General features: G+C 59.3%; 26 protein-coding genes. 12 read left to right on the forward strand and 14 right to left on the reverse strand.

What is annotated here, in order from left to right; genetic code table 11:
• Positions 1 to 16: 16 nt before the first annotated feature.
• Positions 17 to 922: a transcriptional regulator GcvA gene (locus B0G76_RS31255; RefSeq protein ID WP_120295895.1), complete on the forward strand. Its 906-nt coding sequence runs from the start codon at positions 17 to 19 to the stop codon at positions 920 to 922.
• 13 nt (positions 923 to 935) lie between these two features.
• Positions 936 to 1,217: a hypothetical protein gene (locus tag B0G76_RS31260; protein WP_120295896.1), complete on the forward strand. Its 282-nt coding sequence runs from the start codon at positions 936 to 938 to the stop codon at positions 1,215 to 1,217.
• Here the strand turns inward: B0G76_RS31260 and B0G76_RS31265 are convergent.
• Positions 1,210 to 2,232 (reverse strand): ROK family protein, encoded by a 1,023-nt coding sequence (locus B0G76_RS31265; protein ID WP_120295897.1) that lies wholly within the window; start codon positions 2,230 to 2,232, stop codon positions 1,210 to 1,212. The genes B0G76_RS31260 and B0G76_RS31265 overlap by 8 nt on opposite strands.
• On the reverse strand, positions 2,222 to 3,694 hold the full coding sequence (locus B0G76_RS31270) for an APC family permease (protein WP_120295898.1): 1,473 nt from the start codon (positions 3,692 to 3,694) through the stop codon (positions 2,222 to 2,224). Before B0G76_RS31270 ends, B0G76_RS31265 begins: the two co-directional genes overlap by 11 nt.
• A 203-nt stretch (positions 3,695 to 3,897) precedes the next feature.
• Between B0G76_RS31270 and B0G76_RS31275 the strand changes: the two genes are divergently transcribed.
• The 4 genes from B0G76_RS31275 to B0G76_RS31290 all read left to right on the forward strand — a co-directional run bounded on the left by B0G76_RS31275 (position 3,898) and on the right by B0G76_RS31290 (position 7,893).
• Positions 3,898 to 5,109, forward strand: coding sequence for an ROK family transcriptional regulator (locus tag B0G76_RS31275; protein ID WP_120295899.1), 1,212 nt, complete (start codon positions 3,898 to 3,900; stop codon positions 5,107 to 5,109).
• 195 nt (positions 5,110 to 5,304) lie between these two features.
• Positions 5,305 to 5,913: a TetR/AcrR family transcriptional regulator gene (locus tag B0G76_RS31280; protein ID WP_120295900.1), complete on the forward strand. Its 609-nt coding sequence runs from the start codon at positions 5,305 to 5,307 to the stop codon at positions 5,911 to 5,913.
• A 119-nt stretch (positions 5,914 to 6,032) separates the two neighbouring features.
• A complete protein-coding gene (locus B0G76_RS31285; protein ID WP_120296936.1) occupies positions 6,033 to 6,842 on the forward strand; it encodes an oxidoreductase in 810 nt (269 codons plus the stop codon).
• A gap of 49 nt (positions 6,843 to 6,891) precedes the next feature.
• A complete protein-coding gene (locus B0G76_RS31290; protein ID WP_120296937.1) occupies positions 6,892 to 7,893 on the forward strand; it encodes an NADP-dependent oxidoreductase in 1,002 nt (333 codons plus the stop codon).
• A gap of 82 nt (positions 7,894 to 7,975) precedes the next feature.
• Here B0G76_RS31290 and B0G76_RS31295 read toward each other — a convergent pair whose 3' ends face one another.
• From B0G76_RS31295 to B0G76_RS31310, 5 genes are all read right to left on the reverse strand, one after another.
• The gene (locus B0G76_RS31295; RefSeq protein ID WP_120295901.1) at positions 7,976 to 8,464 is read right to left on the reverse strand and encodes an SRPBCC family protein; all 489 of its coding nucleotides are present in this window, start codon (positions 8,462 to 8,464) and stop codon (positions 7,976 to 7,978) included.
• Positions 8,465 to 8,592: 128 nt separating this feature from the next.
• Complete coding sequence (locus B0G76_RS31300) at positions 8,593 to 8,727, reverse strand: entericidin A/B family lipoprotein (protein WP_120296938.1); 135 nt, start codon at positions 8,725 to 8,727, stop codon at positions 8,593 to 8,595.
• Positions 8,728 to 8,932: 205 nt separating this feature from the next.
• Positions 8,933 to 9,598, reverse strand: a complete 666-nt coding sequence (locus B0G76_RS31305; protein ID WP_120295902.1) for a bifunctional 2-polyprenyl-6-hydroxyphenol methylase/3-demethylubiquinol 3-O-methyltransferase UbiG — start codon at positions 9,596 to 9,598, stop codon at positions 8,933 to 8,935.
• 188 nt (positions 9,599 to 9,786) lie between these two features.
• A complete protein-coding gene (locus B0G76_RS42600) occupies positions 9,787 to 10,017 on the reverse strand; it encodes a hypothetical protein (protein ID WP_147394105.1) in 231 nt (76 codons plus the stop codon).
• A gap of 58 nt (positions 10,018 to 10,075) precedes the next feature.
• Entirely contained in the window at positions 10,076 to 10,228 is a 153-nt protein-coding gene (locus B0G76_RS31310) for a LysR family transcriptional regulator (protein ID WP_120295903.1), read from the reverse strand.
• Positions 10,229 to 10,328: 100 nt separating this feature from the next.
• On the opposite strand from B0G76_RS31310, the gene B0G76_RS43075 reads away from it, so the two are divergent.
• Positions 10,329 to 10,469 carry a hypothetical protein gene (locus tag B0G76_RS43075; protein WP_183082178.1) on the forward strand — a complete coding sequence of 47 codons (141 nt, stop codon included), beginning with the start codon at positions 10,329 to 10,331 and terminating at the stop codon, positions 10,467 to 10,469.
• A 58-nt stretch (positions 10,470 to 10,527) separates the two neighbouring features.
• Here the strand turns inward: B0G76_RS43075 and B0G76_RS31315 are convergent, their stop codons facing one another.
• Positions 10,528 to 11,064 (reverse strand): hypothetical protein, encoded by a 537-nt coding sequence (locus tag B0G76_RS31315; RefSeq protein WP_147394106.1) that lies wholly within the window; start codon positions 11,062 to 11,064, stop codon positions 10,528 to 10,530.
• A gap of 512 nt (positions 11,065 to 11,576) precedes the next feature.
• On the opposite strand from B0G76_RS31315, the gene B0G76_RS31320 reads away from it, so the two are divergent.
• Complete coding sequence (locus tag B0G76_RS31320) at positions 11,577 to 11,828, forward strand: hypothetical protein (RefSeq protein WP_120295905.1); 252 nt, start codon at positions 11,577 to 11,579, stop codon at positions 11,826 to 11,828.
• Between the two features lie 60 nt (positions 11,829 to 11,888).
• Here B0G76_RS31320 and B0G76_RS31325 read toward each other — a convergent pair whose 3' ends face one another.
• The 3 genes from B0G76_RS31325 to B0G76_RS31340 all read right to left on the reverse strand — a co-directional run bounded on the left by B0G76_RS31325 (position 11,889) and on the right by B0G76_RS31340 (position 15,970).
• The gene (locus tag B0G76_RS31325) at positions 11,889 to 13,646 is read right to left on the reverse strand and encodes a winged helix-turn-helix domain-containing protein (protein WP_120295906.1); all 1,758 of its coding nucleotides are present in this window, start codon (positions 13,644 to 13,646) and stop codon (positions 11,889 to 11,891) included.
• A complete protein-coding gene (locus B0G76_RS31330) occupies positions 13,643 to 14,968 on the reverse strand; it encodes an MFS transporter (RefSeq protein WP_120295907.1) in 1,326 nt (441 codons plus the stop codon). Before B0G76_RS31330 ends, B0G76_RS31325 begins: the two co-directional genes overlap by 4 nt.
• A gap of 633 nt (positions 14,969 to 15,601) precedes the next feature.
• Positions 15,602 to 15,970: an antibiotic biosynthesis monooxygenase gene (locus B0G76_RS31340; RefSeq protein ID WP_120295909.1), complete on the reverse strand. Its 369-nt coding sequence runs from the start codon at positions 15,968 to 15,970 to the stop codon at positions 15,602 to 15,604.
• A 102-nt stretch (positions 15,971 to 16,072) separates the two neighbouring features.
• On the opposite strand from B0G76_RS31340, the gene B0G76_RS31345 reads away from it, so the two are divergent.
• Positions 16,073 to 16,543 (forward strand): MarR family winged helix-turn-helix transcriptional regulator, encoded by a 471-nt coding sequence (locus B0G76_RS31345; RefSeq protein WP_120295910.1) that lies wholly within the window; start codon positions 16,073 to 16,075, stop codon positions 16,541 to 16,543.
• A 108-nt stretch (positions 16,544 to 16,651) separates the two neighbouring features.
• Here the strand turns inward: B0G76_RS31345 and B0G76_RS31350 are convergent, their stop codons facing one another.
• Positions 16,652 to 17,740, reverse strand: a complete 1,089-nt coding sequence (locus B0G76_RS31350) for a hypothetical protein (RefSeq protein WP_120295911.1) — start codon at positions 17,738 to 17,740, stop codon at positions 16,652 to 16,654.
• 444 nt (positions 17,741 to 18,184) lie between these two features.
• On the opposite strand from B0G76_RS31350, the gene B0G76_RS31355 reads away from it, so the two are divergent.
• The 3 genes from B0G76_RS31355 to B0G76_RS43080 all read left to right on the forward strand — a co-directional run bounded on the left by B0G76_RS31355 (position 18,185) and on the right by B0G76_RS43080 (position 21,896).
• A complete protein-coding gene (locus B0G76_RS31355; RefSeq protein WP_183082179.1) occupies positions 18,185 to 19,741 on the forward strand; it encodes a winged helix-turn-helix domain-containing protein in 1,557 nt (518 codons plus the stop codon).
• Between the two features lie 873 nt (positions 19,742 to 20,614).
• Positions 20,615 to 21,754 carry an FAD-dependent monooxygenase gene (locus tag B0G76_RS31360; RefSeq protein WP_120295913.1) on the forward strand — a complete coding sequence of 380 codons (1,140 nt, stop codon included), beginning with the start codon at positions 20,615 to 20,617 and terminating at the stop codon, positions 21,752 to 21,754.
• Positions 21,741 to 21,896, forward strand: coding sequence for a hypothetical protein (locus B0G76_RS43080; protein WP_183082180.1), 156 nt, complete (start codon positions 21,741 to 21,743; stop codon positions 21,894 to 21,896). The genes B0G76_RS31360 and B0G76_RS43080 overlap by 14 nt, the downstream gene beginning before the upstream one ends.
• On the opposite strand, the gene B0G76_RS31365 is transcribed toward B0G76_RS43080, so the two are convergent.
• Together B0G76_RS31365 and B0G76_RS31370 are read right to left on the reverse strand one after the other, a co-directional pair.
• On the reverse strand, positions 21,886 to 22,464 hold the full coding sequence (locus tag B0G76_RS31365) for a TetR/AcrR family transcriptional regulator (RefSeq protein ID WP_183082181.1): 579 nt from the start codon (positions 22,462 to 22,464) through the stop codon (positions 21,886 to 21,888). The two genes, B0G76_RS43080 and B0G76_RS31365, sit on opposite strands and share 11 nt — an antisense overlap.
• Positions 22,454 to 23,272, reverse strand: coding sequence for an SDR family oxidoreductase (locus B0G76_RS31370; protein WP_183082182.1), 819 nt, complete (start codon positions 23,270 to 23,272; stop codon positions 22,454 to 22,456). Before B0G76_RS31370 ends, B0G76_RS31365 begins: the two co-directional genes overlap by 11 nt.
• Between the last annotated feature and the right edge of the window lie 455 nt (positions 23,273 to 23,727).

Here is a 23,727-nt window from a genome sequence, read left to right on the forward strand (position 1 = left end):
CAAACGGGTTATCTTCATGCTCTCGATAAAACAAAGTAATCGACCGATCCATGCGACGCCTGCCCCGCTCGGTGCACTGCGTGCCTTTGAGGCTGCGGCGAAGCACCTGAGCTTTACCCGTGCCGCGGCTGAACTTTGTGTGACGCAAGCCGCCATCAGTCATCAAATCCGTCAGCTCGAGGATTGGCTGGGCACGCGCCTTTTCGAGCGCCGGGGACATGCGCTGAAGCTCACCGCAAAGGGCGAAACCTATCTTCCGGAACTGAGCGGCGCCTTCGATCGCATCGCGGCGGCAACCGTGCGCTTAATGGAACCTGACGAGCAGCCGTTGCGCATTACTGTTCTGCCGTCGTTCGCTTCGCGTTGGCTGGTGCCGCGTCTTGAAGCGTTTCGCGCCTTGCATCCGGAAGTCGACGTCCGCCTCGATAGTTCGGCCGATGTCTGGACGTTTGCCACCGAACGCTTCGATCTCGCCATTCGCTCAGGACTCGGGAAATGGACAGGCCTGAAGGCCGATCTGATCGCCCGGGAGACCTTGAGTCCGGTCTGTAGTCCGAAGCTTATCGATGGGCCACCCGCCATTCGGGTTCCGGCTGACTTGCGCCACGTGCGCTTGCTGCACGACACGCCGAGGCAGGGGTGGCAGCGCTGGTGTGACGAGGCTGGGGTGGATGGGCTCGATATGGATGCAGGCGCTTCGTTTAACGACGCCAGCCTCGCCTTGCAAGCCGCAGTGGACGGACAGGGGGTAGCGCTAGGCCGGCTCACGCTCGCTCAGGATGAGCTTCGGAGTGGCCGTCTGGTACGGCCTTTCGACATTGCGTTGCCCAACGACTACAGTTACTGGCTTGTCTATCCGTCCGCAGCACTGAACCGACCTAACGCCGCCGCTTTCCGCAGATGGCTGTTGTCGGAAGCATGAGGAGACAGATGTTATGGAACGCGCCGATTTTCTCGCCGCCACCCGGCAGTTGGCGGCAGCCGCCGAGATTCTAGCCAGGTCCGGCCCCAAGGACCGGCGGTCCGATGCGCAGCAAATGCTCGCGTTCTTTCGCCAATACGACAGTCCAGGCCCTGGTTTGAACGCGTTCGCAACGTCCGACGACGCGCTGATCGCGCGCACGGGTCACGCCGCGCTCACTATGGCTGGACGCAATGAGTTTGCCGCGTCGCACGCGCTTCTTCAGCAGGCGCGCTCGCTTTTGCCCCCTACGTGAAAGCGGCTGTCACGCGCGCTGCCGGTGCATCGACGGAGACAGTCCCGTAAGCGACCTCTGACCGGCGCAACGCCCACGCATCGCTCGCGGCCACAATCGCGCCCTGCAAGGCGGCACCATGACCGAAAGCTGCGATTGCCACCTCAGGCGGATAAGGCACGGCTCGTGCCAGCAGCGAACGAATACCGTCAGTAATGCCTGGGATACGCGCCATACCGCCGCCGATCACGATTCGCGACGGGTCCAGCATCAGCGTCAGATTGGCGACGTGCCTCGCGAGAGCTTCGAACGCGTCTTTGATCAGCGCCGCCACCTGTGGCACGGAATCTTGCAACGCAAACGCTTCGCGCGCACTGACATCCCGCCCCAGTAGCCCGCTTACGCGAACGCCAATCGCGCGACCGGAAACGAAGTTTTCCAGCGACGCGCCGCCATCGGCGAACAGCACGTCGTCCGGGACGCCACGCAACTGGTAGCCGATCTCGCCGGCCGCGCCGTTCGCGCCGCGCAGCACCCGTCCATCGATCACCGCGGCCGCCGCCAGACCGGTCCCCAGGTTCAGGTACAGGCCACAATCGATTCCGGCAAGCGCGCCGCAGCGCGCTTCTGCTAACGCCGCGGCTTTGACGTCGGTCTCGACCGTGACGCAGTGGGTCGCGAAGCCTGCGCGCAACTCATCGTACAGAGCGAGCTGATCCCAACCGGGATTGTTCGGCGCGAGCCGGATACCGTCGGGTTCGATGATGCCGGGGGTGACCGCGGCCACCGCCAGCAACCGCCGCTCCATGCCGGCAAGCGTCTTCGAGATCAGGGCCCGCGCCGCTTCGAACATGCGCCGCATGACGGTCTGCGCACCCTGCTCCGCCAAAGTCGGAATTTCAGCTTCATGCAGGCGCTCTCCCGCTGGCGTCGTGGTCGCCATGGCGATCTTGGTGCCGCCGAAATCGATAGCCAGCAGGAATCCATTTGCATCAGCGCCGGCGCGCTGGATTTCAACACTGTCTTTAACGTGCATGCGCGTTGGTATTCTCGGTTGCAATACTGTCCGCCTGGCGTTCGAGAAACACTTCACGAATGGGCTTGGGGCCAAACGGCCATTGCCGGGCAACACGCGCCCAGATCAGGAACGCGATCAATCCCAGAACAAGCCAGGCCGTCGACATCACTTGCGACTGACGGTCGGTCGCATAGAAAACATAGAGCCAGCCAATCAGCGCAACAAGACTCGGCACCGGATAGAGCCACTGGCGATACGGACGATGCAATGTCGGCTGACGGCGACGCAGCACCGTCAATGCCGCGATCTGCGCCACCGACTGCAGCAACACCGCGACGGCGACCAGCATATTGATCACGGCGGTCAGATCGAAAAACGTTCCGGCCGCGGTGACCACGCCCATGACCAGCAACGCGACGTGCGGAAAATTGTGCTTCGGATGCAGCTTGCCGAACGCGGCGAGAAACACGCCGTCGCGCGCCGCATAGAAAGGCACGCGTGACCCACCGAGCAATCCTGCAAAGACCGACGCAAACGCCGCCACCAGGATCAACACGGTGACGAACGCCGCCGCTGTATGCCCCCAATTGCGCGACACGACCAGCGATGCAACCGAAGTCGATTTGGCCACGTCCTGCCAGGGCACCGTGCCGATCACACCGACGTTCAACGCGAGGTAAAGAACCATCATGGCGATGATCGACACGATGATCGAGCGAGGCATGACGCGTCCGGGATTCTTCAGTTCGTCGCCCATGTACGCCGTCGTGTTGTAGCCGGCGTAGTCGTAGATGGCGATGATCAGGCCCGCGCCGAGGCCCGTGAAGAACTTGCCGATATCGCCCGCGTCGGGCGGCAGCGTCGTTGCGAGGCTCAGATGGAAGTTCGAGTACGCGGCGGCAATGGTCAGCCCGACCGCCAGCATCATGATGATCCACAGCACCGTGCTCAACGCGCGGATCGATTCGATCCGCCGATAAAGCGCGAGCACGACCAGTGCGGTCACCCCGACACTGATCGCGCGGGTTTGCCAGGCCGAAAGACTCGGCAGGAAGAACCCCAGGTACTGAACAAAGCCGATGATGCCCGTGCTCATGATGAGCGGAATGGACAACATCGCGGTCCAGACGAAGAGAAACGGCATCAGCTTGCCGGTGCGGTACTGGAAGGCTTCGCGCACGTAGAGATACGTGCCGCCCGCGCCGGGCATCGCGGCGCCGAGCTCCGCCCAGACGAGGCCGTCCGCCATGGCCAGCACCGCGCCGAGAATCCAGCCGACGACGGCAAGTGGCCCATTCAGCACGGCCACGATAGCCGGGATGGTCAGGAAGGGGCCGATCCCGCAGATCTGAATCATGTTCACCGCAGTTGCCGAGAACAGGCCGACGGAACGACGGAAATGCGGCGCGTCGACCGCCGGACGCTCGGCCGCGTCAGCCAGTGCGTTCGAGGACGGCTCCTGCCAGGCGGAATCGCTCATGTGTGTCTCCTTGCGGCGCTCGCCGCGTTGATAGCCAGGTGCTCCGGGGTTTATCCATTTTTTTGCGAATGATAGGAAACTTTCTTTACTAATGCAATCCAACCAAAAATGTTTCAGATCCCTTTTCAGTCCCAATCGACGGCCGCGGCTTGCCCAGCCGGACAGTCGTTGATAGGATCGGCCATCCCGAAACCAGACGCCCCATGCACGCGCATAGAAAGAACAGCCGGCCGACAGTCACCGTCACCCGAGGTCCCGCGTTCGTCCGCCAGGGCAACGAATGGGCTATCTATCAGCATCTGTTGTCGCTGGCGCCTGCCTCGAGCCCGCAGCTTGCGGAGAGCACCGGGCTGTCCAAGGTGACGGTCTCGGCCGCACTCGGCAATCTCGAGCGGCTCGGGCTCGTCGAGCAGACCGGTGTGCGCGGGGGCAGCGCGGGACGCTCCCCGCGTCTTTACGCACCCCGGGCGCGAGCCGGTTTCGTGGTCGCGATCGACGTCGGCGCTGAATGGATACGTGGCGCGGTCGCCGATCTGACCGGCACGGTGGTGGCGCGGCTCGAAAAGCGCACCCCTGCCCGCGTGGAACGGCTGGTTGCCCGAATCGTCGAACTCGTCGGCGCAATGCTGGAAGAACAGCGCGTCTCGCGCAGCGAGGTCCTTGCGACCGTGTTCGGCTCGCCTGGTGTACTGGATACGGAAAACGACCGGCTTCGCCTCGCGCCGAACCTGCCGGATCTGGAGCGTGCAGGCTTGATTCCGTCACTGCGAGAAGCGCTCGATGCCGACCTGCTGGTTGAGAACGATATCAATCTGGCCACGCTAGGCGAACAGCAGCACGGCCTAGGGCGTGGCGTCGATAACTTCGTTTTTATGTCGGTCGGCACGGGTATCGGACTGGGGATCATCGCCGATGGAAGGCTGCATCGCGGCGCACATGGTTTCGCCGGCGAGATTGCCGTTCTGCCCGCGGCTCCGGCAGTCGGTTCGAAGTCCGATGGAATCTATCGCCCTATGTTCGAGGTGTCCGCCGCGGCGAAAGGGATTGTCGCGCACGCACAGCGGCGGGGTCTTGACGTGGCCAATGCAGAAGCGGTGTTCGTGGCGGCCCACGCAGGCGATCCGCGCGCACTCGACTGCGTCGCGGAAGAAGCGCGACAGCTCTCGTGGGGACTCGCGTCGATTATTCCGATTCTCGATCCGAAACTGGTTGTGCTCGGCGGAGGTATCGGGCGAAGCGGCGCCCTGCTGCTACCGACAATTCGCGATCATCTCGCTGACTGGCTGCCTATCCCTGTGCCGGAATTTGCGGTCTCGGCGACCGGCACCGATGCTGTGCTGCTTGGGGCGATTGTTTTAGGCGTCGAACGGGGGCGGCTTAGGGCGTTTGAGCGGCTGGGGTATGCGACTTCGTAATGCGGCCTCGTGGCGTTCGTGGATGAATCGCTTGACGTTGGCGGTTGCCTGAACTTTTGCTATGCCTTGGCGCGCGGTTAGCGGCCTCTATCAGGAAGACCCAAGTTCAGCCGCAGCGATGGGTCGAGTGAGGCCTATGCGGCCCGTCGTCGAACTCGAGATCGCTCCGTTCAGCAAACTGTGCCGAAGTAGTATATGATGACCATCATGCAAAAGTCACCACTCACTCGGAAACCCGCCAGCCGTAAGGAAATCACGCACGAGCGCATCGTCGAGGTTGCCGCGCGCGCAATTCGGCGCAGCGGCTACGACGGAACGGGCGTGGCCGACATCATGAAAGAGGCCGGCCTGACACATGGCGGCTTCTACGCGCACTTTCCGTCGCGGGAGGTGTTGCTTGCCGAAGCGGCTGACCGCGCCGGTGCCCAGGCCGTGGCCCTGTCGGCGCAAATCGCCGCCTCGGTACCGCCGGAGCAGGCATTGCCGTCGATGGTGCGTGCCTATTTGTCGAAGGAGCACCGTGAAGCCATAGAGACCGGCTGCCCGGTCTCCGCCCTGGGTTCGGAGATGCCGCGCCAGGCGCCGGTCGTTCGGCGCGCGGCCACCCGCCGCATCAAGGAGATGATCGATGTCGTTACGCGCCAATTGCCCGATTGGGGCCAGCCGGGCGCGCATGAACAGGCACTGATGACCGTTGCGACCATGGTCGGCACCATGGTGCTGGCGCGCGCCGTCGACGACCCCACGCTGTCGGACAGTTTTCTTGAAGCCGCATTGAAAAAACTCGCCCCCACTGACGAGTAAATCCGCTTGCCAGGTGTGCGTTTTTGCTGGATCTAAAATATGACGAGCATCATATTTTTTGGCAAAAATGAACACGCGACTAACCACGTTAAGACATTCCTCACTACCGGAAGAACATGATGAAAAGCGGCATAGCCCTCGTGACGGGCGCCTCGTCGGGTATCGGCGAAGCCACGGCAAACAGCCTTACCCAGGCCGGGTACAAGGTCTACGGCACCAGCCGGCGCGGTGCAAAAGCCGGTCAGCGGACGTTCAAGATGCTGCCGCTGGACGTGACTAGCGATGCATCAGTCGAAGCAGCCGTGAAGGAAGTACTGCGCCTGAACGGCCGCATCGACCTGCTGGTGAACAACGCTGGCTTCGGCGTTGCCCCCGCCGCTGCCGAAGAAAGTTCGCTTGAACAGGCCCGTGCGATCTTCGATACGAATTTCTTTGGGATTGTCCGCATGACGCGTGCCGTGCTGCCTCATATGCGGCAACAAGGCAGTGGCCGCATCATCAACATCGGCTCTGTCCTGGGTTTCCTGCCCATGCCCTATATGGCGCTGTATTCCGCCACCAAGCACGCGGTTGCGGGCTACTCGGAGTCGCTCGATCACGAGTTGCGTACGCTGGGCATCCGGGTATCGGTCATTGAGCCTGCCTACATCAAGACGCCGTTCGACGCGAACTTCATGGCACCCGATGCCCTCCTCGACGCGTACCGCGAGGTCCGCGCGGCCGTAGATAAGCGAGTCAAGGACGTGGTCGAGGGCGCTGACGGTCCCGAGGTCGTGGCCGAGACCGTGCTGCAGGCCGCTCTCGCGGCTCGCCCGAAACTCCGCTATGCCGCGGGAGGACTCGCCGGCCGCCTGCGATTGCTACGCAGATTTGCGCCTGTGGGCCTCGTGGACGCCGGCATTCGCAAAGATCTGCGCCTCACAACGTAGACGGTACTACTTCACACAACGAGAAACAGACAAGGAACAACGCATCATGATGAAGGCATTCGTCGTCGATCGATATGGACGCAAGCATGGCGCACGAGCCGGCGATATGCCGGTTCCGGAACTTCGTGAGGATGACGTATTGATCCAGATTCACGCCGCTGGCGTGAACCCGCTCGATTCAAAGATCAGGGATGGAGAGTTCAAGCTTATTTTGCCCTATCGTTTGCCACTGATTTTGGGTAATGACCTGGCTGGGGTCATTGTCCGCGTCGGATCCCATGTGCGGCGCTTCAAGCCGGGCGACGAGGTGTACGCGCGACCGCCCAAAGATCGGATCGGCACTTTCGCGGAATTTATCGCGATCAAGGAAGACGCAGTGGCCCTGAAGCCCAAAGCGCTCAGCATGGAAGAAGCGGCTTCAATTCCGTTGGTGGGCTTGACTGCGTGGCAGGCACTGGTCGAACGAGCGCAACTGAAGAAAGGGCAAAAGGTGCTCATACACGCCGGCTCCGGCGGGGTTGGCACCTTTGCCATTCAACTGGCGAAGCACCTCGGCGCGACCGTCGCTACGACAGCAAGCGCCGCGAATGCCGGATTGATGAAGCAGCTCGGTGCGGATATCGTTATCGATTACAAGAAAGACGACTTTGCCGCCGTATTGAAAGACTACGACGTGGTGCTGGATACGCAGGGCGGAAATACGCTCGAAAAATCGCTGCGCGTGCTCAAGCCAGGTGGCAAGCTCATCGGGATCGCCGGTCCGCCCGATCCTGATTTTGCCAGGCAGATAGGTGCCTCCTGGTTCCTGAAAACAGCGGTACGGTTTCTAAGCTATCGCATCCGAAAGGCGGCGAGACGTCGTGACGTCGGCTATTCATTCCTCTTCATGCGTGCCGATGGAGACCAACTTGCGCAGATCGCCAAGCTCGTCGACGCAGCTGCGATAAGGCCTGTGATCGATCGGATCTTCCCGTTCGAATCAACGCGAGAGGCTATGACTTACATCGAAACAGGACGTGCAAAGGGTAAGGTCGTCATCAAGATTCGATAGACGGAGGGATCTCTGTTTGTTTCCTGGCAGAGACAACGGCGCCTGGTGCTTGCCCGACGTGAAGTTCTTGCAACGTGGAACGTCAGCTTCCGTTGTCAGCGCGGAGCCGCGCGTCCAGCCGCCGCGCCAGCGCCGCGCCACCTTCGCGCATCACTGCATCGTGGTTCCATCGGAAAACCGGTCGCAACAACGGCGCCAATGCATTCATCCACGTGCGGTTCGTATGCACGCACCAGTCATAGCGGACCACGGTCAGGCTGCCCCCGTCGGTTGAAAAACTCCAACGGCCGGCGCCTTCGACGTCGCCACTGGCTTCTCCCTCCAACGCGACCAACGGATCGACGCGCGTCACCCGCATATCGAACACGAGTCGATAGGGCAACCAGCCTTTCCACGTATAGCGTTGTACGACGCCCACGCCCCGCTCGGACCCCGCCTCCAGCTGGTCCACGCGCTCGACGTTAATCCACCACTCGGGCCAGCGCGCCGAATCATGGATTGCCGCCCAAACTTCCTGCACTGGCGCATCGATGCGCCAAATGGTGCAAAAGCGGTATTCGACCGTCCGCAAGCGGCCTCCATTACCTGACAGTGCCCTGATGGTCGATGTCGTCGTAATTACTTGGGCGATATGAAAGTTGAACGGGATAGCATCGCCTGGCGCAGCAGACCTTAGCTGGCGCGCGGCGCTGGTGTCATCTATTTGGCTTGTTCGGCCGAGTTATGGATGGCCTGGCCACCTTTCGATATGTCCTCGCCGGCTCCAGCAATCGTGTTACAGCCTGCGAGAAGAGTGGTACCCGCAACTAGAAGCAAAGCAATGAGTCGTGTCATGTTGCCTTCTCCGAGGAGTTCTTGACGTCGGCAGCAGTGCCGATACCAGATGGGCATGAATGTCGCGGATTCATCGGGGACCGCCGCGTACAAGCATGCTCGCATGAATATTATTGTAAGCGAGATGCGGGCCAGCGGTGGCAACAGGCTTACGCTGAGACCTGCGGTTCGAATCGCGACGCCCTATAGCACCAAAAAGAGCGGACTATGTTCGCATTAGCGATTTATTTACTACGTCGAATCCGGACCCAGGATTTGATTCCGGTCGAAAAGCTAATCGCGTCCAGGTCACGCCCATGTTGCGGTTCACTTGCTGAATGGAATCGGTGCCGAGAATGAGCACAGGCTGCAAGCCTTCGATGCGCGCGAGCTCAATGGTTTCTTCCGCCGAAACGTCAAACATGCGCCGGCCTGGTGGCACGGGCCCATGTCGAAGGGACATGATCACCACGCCCCCTTCGCTCACAAGAGAAGTTACGTTCGGCATCGCCCGACGGCGCTGTTCCTCGTCAAGATGCATCCACACGGCGGTGAGCATAACTACGTCAAATGTTTCCTTCCTTGAAAGCAGGACGGCAAGATCGGGGAGGCTGTCATCGACCCATTCAACCCGCGACGACGGATGCAACTCGATTCCGGCAGCGCGCAGTGGGTCGACGGGTTCAACCGCGACGACGGTGTGCCCCATTGCCGCGAACGCGGCCGCGTCCACCCCCACTCCCGAACCAACGTCGAGAATTCTCGACGGAACCTCGGGTATCAGATGCAGGACCGGTTTGTGTTGGTCGGCAAACGAGATGTTCTGCCATCGCTTGACAAGCGACTGCGCATGCTCGGCGTAGCCTTCTGTTCCGCTGACCTCAATGCACATCGATTACGCCTGAAGTTTCGCTACTCGCGGAGTCTGCCGGATTGTCGTCGATCTGGCGGGGGGAGTCCGAGGCTCGTTTCCGGACCTTGACCTGCCCTTCGATATTGCCAGGAGAAGACACTCATTTGCGGTTTGTTGAGTGTCCCATCCAGATCGAAACGAGGGTACCTCGCACGCACAAGACGACATCAAACCAACTTGTCAGCAATGCGAACGTGAGCATCGGTGATATGAAACCCATAATTCTCGATGTCGTCCAGACACGATCCCGGGTCAACACCTGGGGTCGGTTTGTCGCGGCTCAACTCCACTGACCTAAATGAAACCCAAGGAGCGAACTTTGCCGGCAGGTTCGCCGCCGTTTCGTCTGCCGTAAAGCCGAACACGCGACCGGGTCCCCGAAAAATATGGACAAGCATTTCGTACACTCCTGTGGTGGACACATAACGATACGCTTAACGCACCCGTCTTTGCGGGCTAAAGGCGAATGCCAAGGTGCATTTCCAGTGCAGCGACGCGTCTCGATACAACTGAACCATCTCTACCAAGGCGACGTCCGGCCGCGGAGAAACTGCCGGTTTCAAGCATCGCGAGGAAGGCTTCAGTCTGGTCGGCTTCGATACTGTTCATTAATGCACCATGCGCAGCAATGTTATGTTTCTGCGGTGAATTATAGCGTCCACGCCTTGTTAGGATGTCCTCCTCGCGATTGGAATTTCGGAGGTTTTCTATGCGGGCATTTCAGCTCAATGCAGCCGCCGCCGGAACGATCTTTGTAGTGGGCTTTGTCAGCGGGATGGATCTCACGATCCCGGTGTTGCCAATCAATCTGAAGACATTGCGTATCATCGGCAGCAGCCGGCAGTCTTGAGCAGAGCGCGAAGTTGTTGAGGATGAAGGTGGCGATGTTGAACGGTTGACGTTGGCAGTCATCGCCCTTCGACCTTTCTGCCATCGAGGCTTACTTGCACACCCAGAACACAATTTGCAGAACACTGGGTGCCGTCAGCGGCCGGGTCAGACGAAGGGACGGTCTCAGCATCCAGAATGCCTTTGACAACTTTTCCCTCGTCAGCGACGACAATTCGTGCGTCGAGCACAGCGCCGCTGTCGTAGACCATGTGCATTGAACCGGTGCAATCCGCGCTCACCGTGTAGGTGCCGGTTTGATTGGGGTTGAACTCGGTCTGTGCCGCTCGCGGGGCGCCGTTGACGGTAAGAAAATCGGTACGCGCAAAGTGGCCCGCGCCATCAAATTTCTGCAGGGCGACGCCATCGATGATGCTCGCAGTCGTATAGCGATGTAGACCCTGGGTATCCAGCAACCCAAGAAGCTCGCCATGCACGCTAAACCCGTAAGTTCCCCTTAAGGTTGCGTTTGAGCACTCGCTCTCGGCATAGGCTGTGCCGCCACTGCAGAGCAACACCAATACTGCCGACAACACTGTTACACGATTGCTGGCCATGCCCATCTCCTGGTTAGCGGGTCGATTCGATATGGCGAGGCGAACTCGCACGCACGCTCGACGATTGCGTTGCGTAATCCGTTATAGGTTGGGGTCGACAAAGATTCCAGGCGACACCGCGAGGCTTTTTTGCGGCGTAATGTGAGCGCTTTTTCGGGCGGCGCGAGTCTTCAATCCGTACAGCGCCCGATCTCCGCGGGAGGCGGCGATCGGCGACACGCCCAGCCAGTGGGCGCGCGACCTTGTTTCCACACTATCGTGTCGGGCTCGCCCACCAGCCATGAGTGCTCTGGATTTGCTGCGCAAGTGCGCCGCGAACTTACCGCCTCGCGTGTGCGCGGGCTCGCAAGTTAACGATTTCTTCATATTGCGTCGATAGTGATTTCTGCGGTCCGATCGCAACATCAGGCAAGCGCTACGAACGGGACGCCGCGGGCGAAGTCGTTCGAAACCGCCATTGCGGCCAACCGTCTGTTGACCGTGTCCGCATTACTTTGCTGGAGTCAGTCAACATGAAAACACTTCGACTCGTGGCGACGTGCGCCGTCGCCCTCTTTCTTGGACAAGCCTGGGCGCAAGACAACCCGGTGCAGTCTGCAACCCCAACTGCCGCTCAAGACGTCGGCGGCACAATCAGCTCGTCGACAGGCGAAGCGGGATCCGCAGCAAAACTCTCGCGACAACAGGTTTACCAGGACCTCGTTCGCTCACAGCAAAGCGGAGAACAAAGCCGCATGTGGAGCGACCTCTACCACGGCCAATGAAGAACCAGGTCGACGAGCCGCATACACTGGTTACTTTCTGGCTTTGCCAAGACCTCCCGGTCAGTAACCAATACGCTTTTCGACTTTTCGGAACCGTCCCATCGACCGATAGTGCTGGAACCACGGGTTAGTGCGCAGTTCACATAATCGAGGCGAGCGCTCGGCAACCGCCGCCTCGAGCCAGTGAAACATTTCGTCCGGTTGCGCGAGACGTGCGTGCAATTCCGCAAACAGGAGCGGTGATGTATAGCGCTTTCGGCTCCTTGCGTGTAAATCCTGCAGATACCACTGTAGAACCCTCTGATAGCCACCAGAGTCCCAGATCGCTCGAATCGACGCCGCTCGAGCAAATTCGCTGCACCGGGTCAACGCATCGACGGTCGCTTCGATTGCCTCTTCATACCGCCCCCGCACTTCGAATGCAGTAGCCAGCAACTGGTAAATCAGCGGCGATCTATTCCCGTGCCCGGTATCGTGAAACTCGCGGATCACCTCTTCGTACCTCCCCGACTGTATGAGACCAAATACGCGCGAACCTTCGAATCCCAGCGGATCCACACTCTCGGCGAGCTCGAACTGCGCCCGCCCCTCCGCTTCTCGCCCGAGCACCAGCAGAAGTCGTCCGTACAGGCGGCTGGTTTCCGCATGGCTCGGGTTGAGCCGCAATGCCTTCAGAAACTCGGCTTCCGCACGGCGCCAGTCCCAGTCGTAGAAGTAGTGCACGCCTGCAAGCGCCTGGTGAGCCTCCGGAAGATTAGCGTCGAGTTCCAGAGCGCGAAGTGCCGACTCGCGTGCTTTAGGGTAGCCCTGCGAGGGCGCGTAGAACCCATGCGTTGCGGTCGAGCCGAAGATATTCGACAAGCCGACATAGCCGAGCGCGTAGGTCGGGTCCCGATCGACAGCACGCTCGAAATAGCTCCGCGCGCGAATGAAGTCCTCGTCATTTAAGGCATGATGTGCAGCGAACCCCGCATCGAAATGAACGCGTCGAGTCCAATAGTACCGGCCACGCAGGTAGGCATCGTGCGCCAGCGGATCGACCGGCAGACGCCTTGCGAGCATGTGCTGCTGTTGCGCGAGCGCCGGCGATACTTCCTGAGCAAGGGCGGTTCCGACCTCTTTCTGGATATCCAGTGCGCCTCGTGTCATCGGTTCGTGCGCGCGGCTCCATATCTGCACCTGATCGACACAGCGGATCAGGTGCGCCAGGATACGAACCCTTCCCGCGTCCTGCGTCAACGAACCTTCCAGCACATAGTCGACGGACAGCTCTAGCGCGATCTCCGCGATGCTCTTATTCACCCGCCGATACCCGGCGGCTGTTGTCCTCGCAATGACCAGGATCCGCTCGGGATTAAGCACCCCGATGTTGGCGGAGGTCTCATCTGCAAGCGCGTCGCAGAGACTGTCTTCGCTTGAATCGCCGGTCTTGTTTTCGAAAGGCAGGACCAGCACGCGAACCGCTTCTGCGGGAATATGCAGAGGCTCCTCGGAGGACGTCCGCGTACCGTTCAGGCGATAACCCTTCCCCTTGACTGTAGTCAGATACAACGGGTGGTCGGGATTTTCATCTAGCGCAATCCGGATTTTTCTAATTGCTGTATTAATGCTGTTGTCCGTTTCGCGAAAAGCGTTGCCACCCCATAACGCCCTGACGATGTCTGCTCGCGTCACGAGTTGTCCGTCGCGGGACGCCATCAGGATCAGCAACTCCATCGGCAGGCGCTCGAGACGGATCTGCTGTCCAGCCCGACGCAATTCGTAGCGTTGGATATCGAGTTCGATATCTCCAATCCTGACGAATCCCTGAGGGTTCATTTGCGCTCCTGCAACAGCGACTCATTGCCCATTTTGAAGTCCACGGCCTCCCGGCGGCGACGCTTCATCTGAAATGACGCAACGAACGCAAACGTCGCGCAAAGCACCATGACAAGCGCGGGTGCAAATGTCCAGTGCGTTCTGGATGCAAGAATGCTTGCGGCGAGCGGCGCCATTGCCATCGGCACGGCCAGACCGATATTCATGGCGGTGGCGAGGCCGCTGAATCGCACGTCGACGGGAAACATTTCCGCAATCGCACATGCGTAAGTGCCATTTGCAAACGAAGCGACGACACCGGCCATCAGAAACAGCAGGGGCAAGTTGGCCTGATGACGGGTCACCGCAACGTAAAAGAAAGGGGCGAACAGCACTGACAGTACGGTCCCCAACATGAAGACGAAACGCCGCGACAACAGATCGCCCAAATATGCAGTGGTGAGGATGCAGGCCGAGATGGTGGCCACATACACCGTCTGGGCGTGGGCAATCTTCTGTGGGTCATAGTGAAGCGTCTGAAGATAGACTGGCATGTGCGCCACGAAGAGGCCACTTGATGCGCCCACCAGTGACGCCGCAGCGATGCCTGTCAGAACGGCCGCAACATGATTGCGAAACAGAATAGTAAGTGGCTCCTGATGCCGGATCCCAATTGTCGTGGCATATTCGTCGGTTTCCACTAACGTGCGCCGCACTGCGAAACTCAGCAGGCCAAGCAGACCGCCGACCAGAAACCCGATCCGCCAGCCGAATGCGCGAACGTGCTCTGGTGTGAAAAACACCTGCACACCGAGATTGATGCTAGTGGCAAGTATCAGCGCGATATTGACAGCGAGAAATACAACGCCACATAAGACCCCGGGTTTCGCGTGCGCTGTTTCAACGGCATAGATGACAGCTCCGGGTAATTCACCGCCCAGGCACAAACCCTGTGTGAGTCGCAGCAAAACCAGGAGCGCCGGCGCCGCAATGCCCAGCGATTCGTATGATGGAAGTATTCCGATGAGCAAGGTCGACACCGCCGCGATCATTGCCGACGAGGTGAAAACAACGCGCCGGCCGTACTTGTCACCCAACCGGCCGAGGAACGTGCCGCCCACGAGCCTCGACGTGTAACCGACGGCCAGGACCGCGAACGACAATGTCTCTGGCGGCACGCCCATTCGCGCCGGGAAAAATTCGCGGCCGATGCTCTGTGCGAAAAAGCCGTAGACGGCGAAATCGAATACCTCAAGCGCGCCCCCGGTGCTCGCGACAAAAATCATCCAGCGCTGGCGGGCGCTCAACCGCACATTACGGACTGTAAGCGAATCGTCGATCATGCGACCTCTGATGCCGGTAAGCGTCGCGATTACCGGCGTTTGACAGTCGTACTGGAACAGTGTCTTCGATTGTCAAAACCTACGCAAAACATAAAGCTGTGGTGATGATGCTCGCAATTCCTCATAATATTCCGGACAACAATTGGCGCAAGCTCGATGAACACATTTTCAGGCTCGCCAAGGTCGATGGCCGACTGCTGATGGACTTATGCAACGACACGGTGCGGCAATCGGAGGGAGATGCCCGGACATCTACGACGTGGGTGCCGTGTCACTGTTTCTCTGTCGGCTCAAGGATCATCCGGTAAAGGCAATTCTGGCCTAGGTGATCACACTGCCACCGCCGCTGCACAGATTGATAAGCTCCGTTTTCCGCTGACCGTACCGCGACCGGAGCAGCGATCCGATGCGCCACACCATCCTTGCGGTGATTCTGGCTTGCGTCACGTTGTCTGCTCTCGCAGAGTCACAACCGTTTCATGCTGCAGTGTCGAGTCCACGGTCCAGGATGCCAGCGGGTTGGCGTCCGCCAATCGAGCCGCGCCTGAAAGCACTGGTGCTTATGGGTCCGCTCGCATCCTCTTTTCGCTTGATTCGGAACTTGACGACTTCAAGCGCTCGCCGACCTCACAACTACGCCACGCAAATGCCTGGCACTGCGACCTTCTGAAACAGATGCGGACTGGCAACCGCCGAGGATGGATAGGCCGAGAGTCTTGCCCTGAACTCCGGATGCGCAAACGCGGCCCGGAAATGCGCGTTCGATTCCCAGACGGCGTAGTTGAGATACGTTGGGCTCTCGCCGAGCGCACGATGCAACTGGGTCGAGATGAACCCCGGCTGCTGCTTCATGATGGCGGCATCGTCTTGCCACGCCTGAAGGAAAACCTGCTCGTCAGCCTTGTCTAGCGTGAATACATTCACGAGGACGACGGGCGAGGCTTCGAGTGCGATTTGACGTTCGATCGGGAAGGCTGGATCGAGGGGACGCATTAGTGACATGATGGGCTCCTGTCGTTAGTGGGTGACGGCATGAAGCTTGACTCATTGACATCACGATGTCAATTATGCTATATTGATTCAGATTGAAAATATGGTGTCAAAATGCGGAAAACCAGGCAAACCCCGACCGGGGTCGCGCTAACCGACCTTATCCTCGGCATGTTTCGGGCCAACAACCTGACTTTGGCGTGGGGCGACCGGCTCGTCGCGCCGCTTGGGATAACCAGCGCTCGCTGGCAGATTCTGGGGGCCATTGCGGCGGCAGACCGTCCGCAGCCGGTTGCCTGGCTTGCGCGCGACCTGGGAGCCAACCGCCAGAACGTGCAGCGCATCGTCAACGATCTGGAGAAGGAAGGGCTCGTCATATTCCAGCCCAACCCGTATCACCGCCGTGCGCAACTCGTCGTGTTGACGGACAAGGGATCGCAGACGTTCGACGCCGCGATCCGTCTGTACGTCCCGCAGGTCAACAAGCTTTCAGATGGAATACCCATTGAAGATATTCAAACGGCCCTCAACGTCATAACCGAACTACGGAGGAGACTTGAAGGCCTGGAGAATGCTGACGAGTAGATTTGAACACCAGGACGCCTTGAATGTAAGCACGCTCGCGGCGGCCAGTCGGTCGGCGCGAGCGTGTACTTACTGCGACCACATCATTCAGCAATCAACGCACGATCGTTACTGCTGGTCGTCTGTCGGCACGAAGACCATACCGTGCGGACTGGCCAGATTGGTTACCAACGGAAGGAGTGCTCCGCTACGCAAATCAAGTTGGCCGACGTAACCCGGCACCGCCGGCGTGCTACCCGAAGCGGCTACGCCCGTTGACGCGGAGAACGCAGCATCACGCTGCCAGACATTGGCACTGATCTTGTACACCGTATTCGCCTTCGTATCGGACACCAGCAGGTAGCCCCGTCGTGCAGTGGCAAATACCGTGTCGTCAACCTGCACGTTGCCGAGAAGCGGCAGATATTGCACTCGCGGTTCATCGCCCGAGGAGCGCAACAGAACGAGCTGACCATCGCCCTGATCATCGAGCAGTACATCGCCCGACGGCGTCAGCGTCATCGAATCCGGATCGGTCAGACTGAGGGTTGCCACCGTGCCAAACGGAATGTCGCTGGCGTCCAATGAGCCGCGCATTACCGGCGTGACGTCGACCGTGTATGTGTTCGCATCAAGGTGCAGAACGCGGACAATCGCAGGCCCCGTATTCTTGCCACTAGCATTTAGAGTGGGATTGGACGCACTGAAATAGGCCTGGCCGTCCTTGAATACGATGTCATCGTAACCGCCGCCATGCAGCGTCTTGCCGAACGAATACGGTTTGGATGCCTGGCCGGTCGCGGGATTGATGATGACGAGGTTTGGACTCGCATCCTCATTCTGCATCGCCCAGATCTCACGCGTGTACGGATTGACCTTCAGGCCATCGTTGTGTCCCGCGACCTGGAAAGTTTTCATGACACTGCCGTCTTGCGCGTATTCAACAAGCACGCTCATCGCGCCATTCGAGCCGTCCGGCGCGCCGTTGTTTGCGTAGCCGACCCAAACGTGACCATCAAGCACGGCCAGTGAGTCCGGTGCGCTCATCAACCCACCGGAACCCACCGCGAACACGCTCAGGCTAAAACCCGGCGTGACTACTGGCTTCGCCGAGGTTTGCGCGTAGGCACCCCCGGTCGCGAAACAGAGTGCGGTGAGCGCTAGCGCCGTGCGCGTGAAAATGCGGCTTACTGCGTAAGCAGGTCGAATGCTTGACATGTTCGTCTCCTGAAACGTATATGCGGGACGGGAAGGCAGGGGCACCGGCATTTGCGAGGTAGCCGGTAATGGAACGTAATACATGGGAACATGCGCGCGTGACCGAATGGTGACGGCGCATGAAACCACGCCGACCGATATGTCATCAGGCGTCTGTCAAGCTCGTCGCCAGAGGTGATATGAACGTTCCCGGTGGCCAGCCGGTTGCGCGGGGTGCGGGAAACCGCGATCGAGTATTGGCCGGTTCGCCCTGCCCGTCGACCACTCCAATACTAGAACGCCAGGCGCTTGCTCTCTTTGATACCTGGATATAACCCGACCATACGGGTGGCAAAGACGAACACCTGTTTGTAGGTCTGGTGCGAATTCCGTGCGTGCGATACCGTGGGGGTGTCGCGGTCGTTCTCCTGACTCCGTTGTGCAACCCGGAAACGGATAATGCTAATGAGCCTCCTGCAAGTTGCGTTCCTCGATCAGGTTGCCTGGGGTGTCTTCAGTATGGAAAAGATCGGCCGTACCAGCGTCTCACTTGAAACACGGGAGGCCTTTCAGAATGGCCACCGCCTTCGGATCGGCGCACGTGCATTCGACATGCTCGAGGTGCTGATTCAGGCGCGAGGCAAAATCGTTACCAAAAACCAAATAATGTCGCATGTGTGGCCAGACCTCGTCGTTGAGGAAGGCAACATTCACGTCCATTTGTCCGCGCTCAGAAAACAACTCGGCGCCGACGGCCGTGCAATCCAGACCGTTCCGCGGCGAGGTTATCGTCTAGTCCCGCTGGACGACGACACTAGCGTGCATCAGAGCAAGAACTCAGCAATACCCTCTACGTCGCCGTCAATCGAGTTTGAGCCACTCCCCATTTGTTATACGCCGTTAATCGGCCGCGAAAATGAAATCGGCGAGATTACAAGTGCGTTGCAGGACACGCCGGTCGTGACGCTACTCGGACCTGGCGGCGCAGGAAAGACGCACCTTGCGATCGAGGCGGCTCAATCAATGAGGGCAAACGGTCGCGTCGACGTCTGTTTCCTGTCTCTTGCCCCCGTACTTCGCCGTGAGCAGGTGCTAAATGCCGCTGCGGAAGCGTTCGGCATCGAACCTTTCGACGAACTGCTCCTGCTGCCGAAGCTGCTCGGCGCCGTTGCCGATCGCCGGATACTTTTGGTATTGGACAACTGTGAACACATGCTCGAAGAGGCGGCGAGGCTGACTGAACGACTGGTTCAGGCAAGCGCAAATCTCCGGGTTTTGGCCACCAGCCGCGAAGCGCTCCGGAGTCGCAACGAGACGTTACATTGGGTCGCGCCACTCGCTACTCCCGGTGTCGATGCCACTCACAGAGAGATTCTGGCTTGCCCGTCGGTCGAAACGTTTCTCGCATTTGCCGCGTCGTGGACCAGCGACCTGACGAAAGAGCCGGAGAATGTCGATATGATCGGATCGGTCTGCCGCCAACTCGATGGCCTTCCCCTGGCCCTCGAATTGGCGGCGTCTAGAGCGAGGGTTTTTGGCATGCGACAACTGGCGTGTGAAGTGGCGGATGACCCTTTCCGGACACTCATAGGAGGACGTCGGACCGCACCCGCGCGTCAGCGGACGCTTCTGGGCATGCTCGACTGGAGCTACCAGCTACTCGGCGAACTCGAGAGAGTCGTGCTGCACAAACTCGCGAAGATTTCAGGGCACTTCCACCTTGACCATGCGCAAACTGTCGCTGCCGTCGACAGGGTGTCGAAAGGAGACGTTACGGAAGCCATAGCAGGCCTGGTATCGAAGTGCCTGGTCATCAGGACGCCCGGTGGCGAGAAAGACGACTACTACCTGCTTGGAACAACCCGCGAATACGCATTGCGGAAGCTCGACCGGCCTCCAAAAATTGGCGAAGGTCCATTGGAAAGGACACGCCATAGAGACCGTTCCGCTGAAGGCCGGAGTACGGCGCGCGCCAGCACGCATTTCGCGTCACCGGGCAACGGGAGGCGGCATCGAGCCTGATCATTCCTCTGTTGAGCGACGACGAGATTGCGTCTGTTTCAGCTTATGTGGCGGCGCTGAAGCAATGAAACCCGAACGATCGGCCACCGGTACTCGCAAATCACCTGAGACTGCAAGACCCGATATCGCTCCGGACTCCCTACTTATGAACATTGCACGTCCGACGTGTCAGCGTCGCCCCGATTTCTGGGGATTCTCCGGAGGGCAGCCGTAGCATCGATTTCGGCCTCGTTTCGTTCGCTGGCGGTCAACGCCTGCCGATCGTGTGAAGACAATAACGTTGAAGCCGGCTCATTGACAGAGCATGTCACGCGCTTGCCGTCGTGCAGTTGGACGGTTGTTACGTAACTAGGCTGCGGCGCCGCTGCCGACGCGGCACCCATTGAAGCGCCCACCAAAGCAAAAATAGCAGCGATGCGAAAAATTCCAGGCATGGAGTTCCTCTATGGTCGAAATTGACACCAGAATGTTGCACCGATTCTGAACGAATCCACCTTAACGTAACCTTAACGTTGCGATCGAACGCATGAGTCCGCATTCCAGCGTACTCTTCCGATAAATCGCGCCGCTTCGCATCGGTTCCGTGTTTCAAGCAGAATAGGCTGAATAGCGTCTCCGGAATAGTTATGCGTGGGGATCGGCACCGCACGAAAAGGAATGCATCACTACCACCTTCGTATATTGCTCACTGATGAAGCCGGAATCGTGCGCACCGGTAGACTTTGATTGATACCGTGCGTTTTTGAAAAAACGCGCGCTGCGCCGATGGTTAAATCTGAACTGGTCGAATAGACGATCTTGTTCGATGCCACAGGTAGGCGTCCCTGCGGTGTTCCGTGGACGGAGAGCCGCATAATTCACCTCCTTTAACCTATGAAAATCGTCATCTCCGGTGGATCAATTGCGGGACTTTCGAGTGCGCTCACGCTCAGTTGTATCGGACACGACGTGCACGTGTACGAGCGCTCGGAGGTCCCGTTGCGAGGACGAGGTGGCGGTGTCGCCGTGCTGCGTCATATGATGAAATTCCTTGAACAGCATGGCCACTACACCCAGCAAATGATCAGCGTGCCGACGATCATGCGACGGCGTATCGACATCAATGGAAATGTGCTGTCCGAGGAGCCTGAGAAACTGCCGTTCTCCTCCTGGGACACCGTATATCCATCGCTCTGCGCCATGCTGTCGAAAGACAGAATCTCGTACGGACAGGAAGTAATCAACTTTACTGAGCATGACGAAGTGATTGAGATTGACTTTGACCGCGGGGAAAGTGTTAGCGCGGACATTCTCGTCGCCGCGGATGGAATCGGCTCTCGCGCGCGGGCGAAGCTTTTCCCAGACTACGAATCAAGATTCGCAGGATACGTCGCCTGGCGTGGCATTGTCGACGAATCGGCCTTCTCACCGGTGGAAATTGAAGCGCTCGTAAATAACTTCACCATGTTCCGTGAGCCGGGACATATGTTTATGGCATTCCTGATTCCCGGCCTCGACGGATCACTGGAGCCCGGCGGCCGACGCTTCAACTGGCTTTGGTATCGAAACGAAACGGATGAGGCGGCGATGCACCGACATCTAACGGACAAACATGGACATCGGCATCACGCATCTATTAGTCCCGGCCATCTATCAACTGAGTCCTTCGCGGAGTTGTGCGAACTGGCAACCCGGTATCTCCCCGTTACATTCCAGCAACTGGTACGCGAAACGCAGGCACCATTCTTCCAATCAATTTTCGACGCATTAAGTCCTGGCTTCTCTGTCGGACGGGTTGCGTTGATTGGGGATGCCGCCTGCACAGTCCGCCCCCATACCGCTTCTGGCACCTCGAAAGCAGCCGATGATGCCGTAGCATTGGCCGAAGCCCTATCGAGCAATTCCGAATTGCACGTCGAACAGGTACTCGCATTATGGGCAGCGCGTCGACGCGACGAAGTCGGCCGCTTACTTGCGAAAGGGCCGGAACTCGCTGCGTCCTTCGGGTTGGGAAACACCGATGATCGGCGTTGAAAACGTTACTCTCGACATGGCCATAATGATTGCCCGCAAGAACGATATCGTCGAGAAAATTACCGGTGGTGTCGAATTTCTGTTCCGGAAAAACAAGATCACCTGGCTAAAGGCGCATCCGCGTCAACGCATCATACTTTAGCGAGGCAGGCGAGCCCCGCCATCAACGTGTCCACCATTGCGCGCAGTCGAGCCCGGTATGGCTGCGCGGCGTTGTCGCCCGTCTGTAGCGTTCCGAGCCCAGCCGCAATGAACATCGCATCCGCCCCGTCCCGATCGATGCCGGCCTCGCTGAGAAGCGTGTTCAGCAACGCGCGTATTTGCCTGTCCAGGGTCTGGAACGCTTGCGTCGCCAGCGCTTCGCGTGACGCGGTCAATTCGGCAATATGCGGCGACTGGGAAACAAGCCGATGCGTTTCGCCGATATAGCAGTCGAGTACATCGACGATCCGTTCGGTCGGCGGCGTGACGCCGCTCGCGATCTGCTCGGCGTTCGAAAGCGTGGTCGCGCAAAGCCGGTCGGCGATCGCAGCGAATAGCGCAGCCTTTGAATCGAAAGAAAGATAAATCGTGCCTTTGGCGATACCGACCTCGCGCGCGATATCGTCAATAGAGGTTCGCTTGACGCCATAGCGCAGGAACAGCATTAAAGCCGAATCGAGAATCCGATCACGCTTGTCGCCACCGGGCAGGGTCGCGTCAGGCTGCATTTGGGAAAGACTTGCGAGGTCCGACGAGGATTTCGGAGACACTGAGATCATGAGGCTGGGTAACCGCGTATAGAACCGCGCTGGCAATGTCATCGGGCGACGCAAAGATGGACGAAGCGTGAGTGTGAAGTTTCTCGAGCATCGCGTCCGATAGTACGCCACCGGTCTTGAACTCGGCCGCGATACCGAACGATTTGAACATGCCATTGACGAATTCAGGCGGATAGTGCCGCCCGAAATTGGTGGCCACCGCGCCTGGCATGATGGTTACCACGCGTATCGGTTCGTCCGCGAGTTCGTGGCGCAATGCCCGGCAGACCGAATTGGCCGCCGCCTTCGTCGCGCCGTAGACGTGATAGGCGTTGCCTTCACCCGCGTACGAAGAAATGGTCACGATATGCCCGTTGCTCGCGGTCTCACGCATAACACGGATTGCGGACCGACTACCGGCGAGTACGGCGATCACGTTCGCCTCGAACATGGCCTGCCAGTCCGACGTCTTGCCGTCTGCAATGGTGCCCGGATGGTGAACGCCAGCCGCATTGACCATGATGTCGAGGCGCCCGGTTCGGCTGGCCGCCTCGGCGACGAAAGCGTGCAATGCGTCGTAATCGTGCAGATCGAAAGCACCGATACTTGCTTTGCCGCCGGCGGTTTCGATTGACCGGGCAACTTCCTGCAGCCGCTCTGAACTGCGCCCGGCGATGAAGACGTGACTGCCCTCGCCTGCGAGGCGACGCGCAATCGCCTTACCGATGCCGGAAGACGCGCCTGTAATGACCGCTGTTTTGCCCAGAAGGGTGTCCATCGGATGCTCCACGTTGTCTGAAATGAACATTATTCCAATCTGGTCATTTGGTCAAACTGATTCTTCGAGCTTGCGTTGGGGGGCGGTTGGACCGGACAGTCGCGTGCCGCGGCAACGGACGCTGCAGATTTGATCGGGAAGCCGCACGTAACCAGTAGACCCAGTCGCGCCAACCCGCCATACGCCGCCACGGTCTGCTCCTGGCAATCGCGGGGTTTTCTGGGCAGTGCGCCTGACGACGGTATAGACTCAAAACCAGGCAGGTGAATTGATCATGAGGAGCACCTGGCAGGTGTTCGGTGGGCCAGTTGCGTTGCGATGCGTCAAGACGTCTGTTTGCGGCCAAATGCGCCGGGCAATGTCGGAGGTATTCAAATGTGTGATGTGTGTGGTGACGCGCAGCACGAGCCTCAGGTATCGCGCAGATGTTTCCTGAAGACCGGCGCACTCGCGGC

Source organism: Paraburkholderia sp. BL23I1N1 (genome assembly GCF_003610295.1).
Taxonomy (GTDB): Bacteria; Pseudomonadota; Gammaproteobacteria; order Burkholderiales; family Burkholderiaceae; genus Paraburkholderia.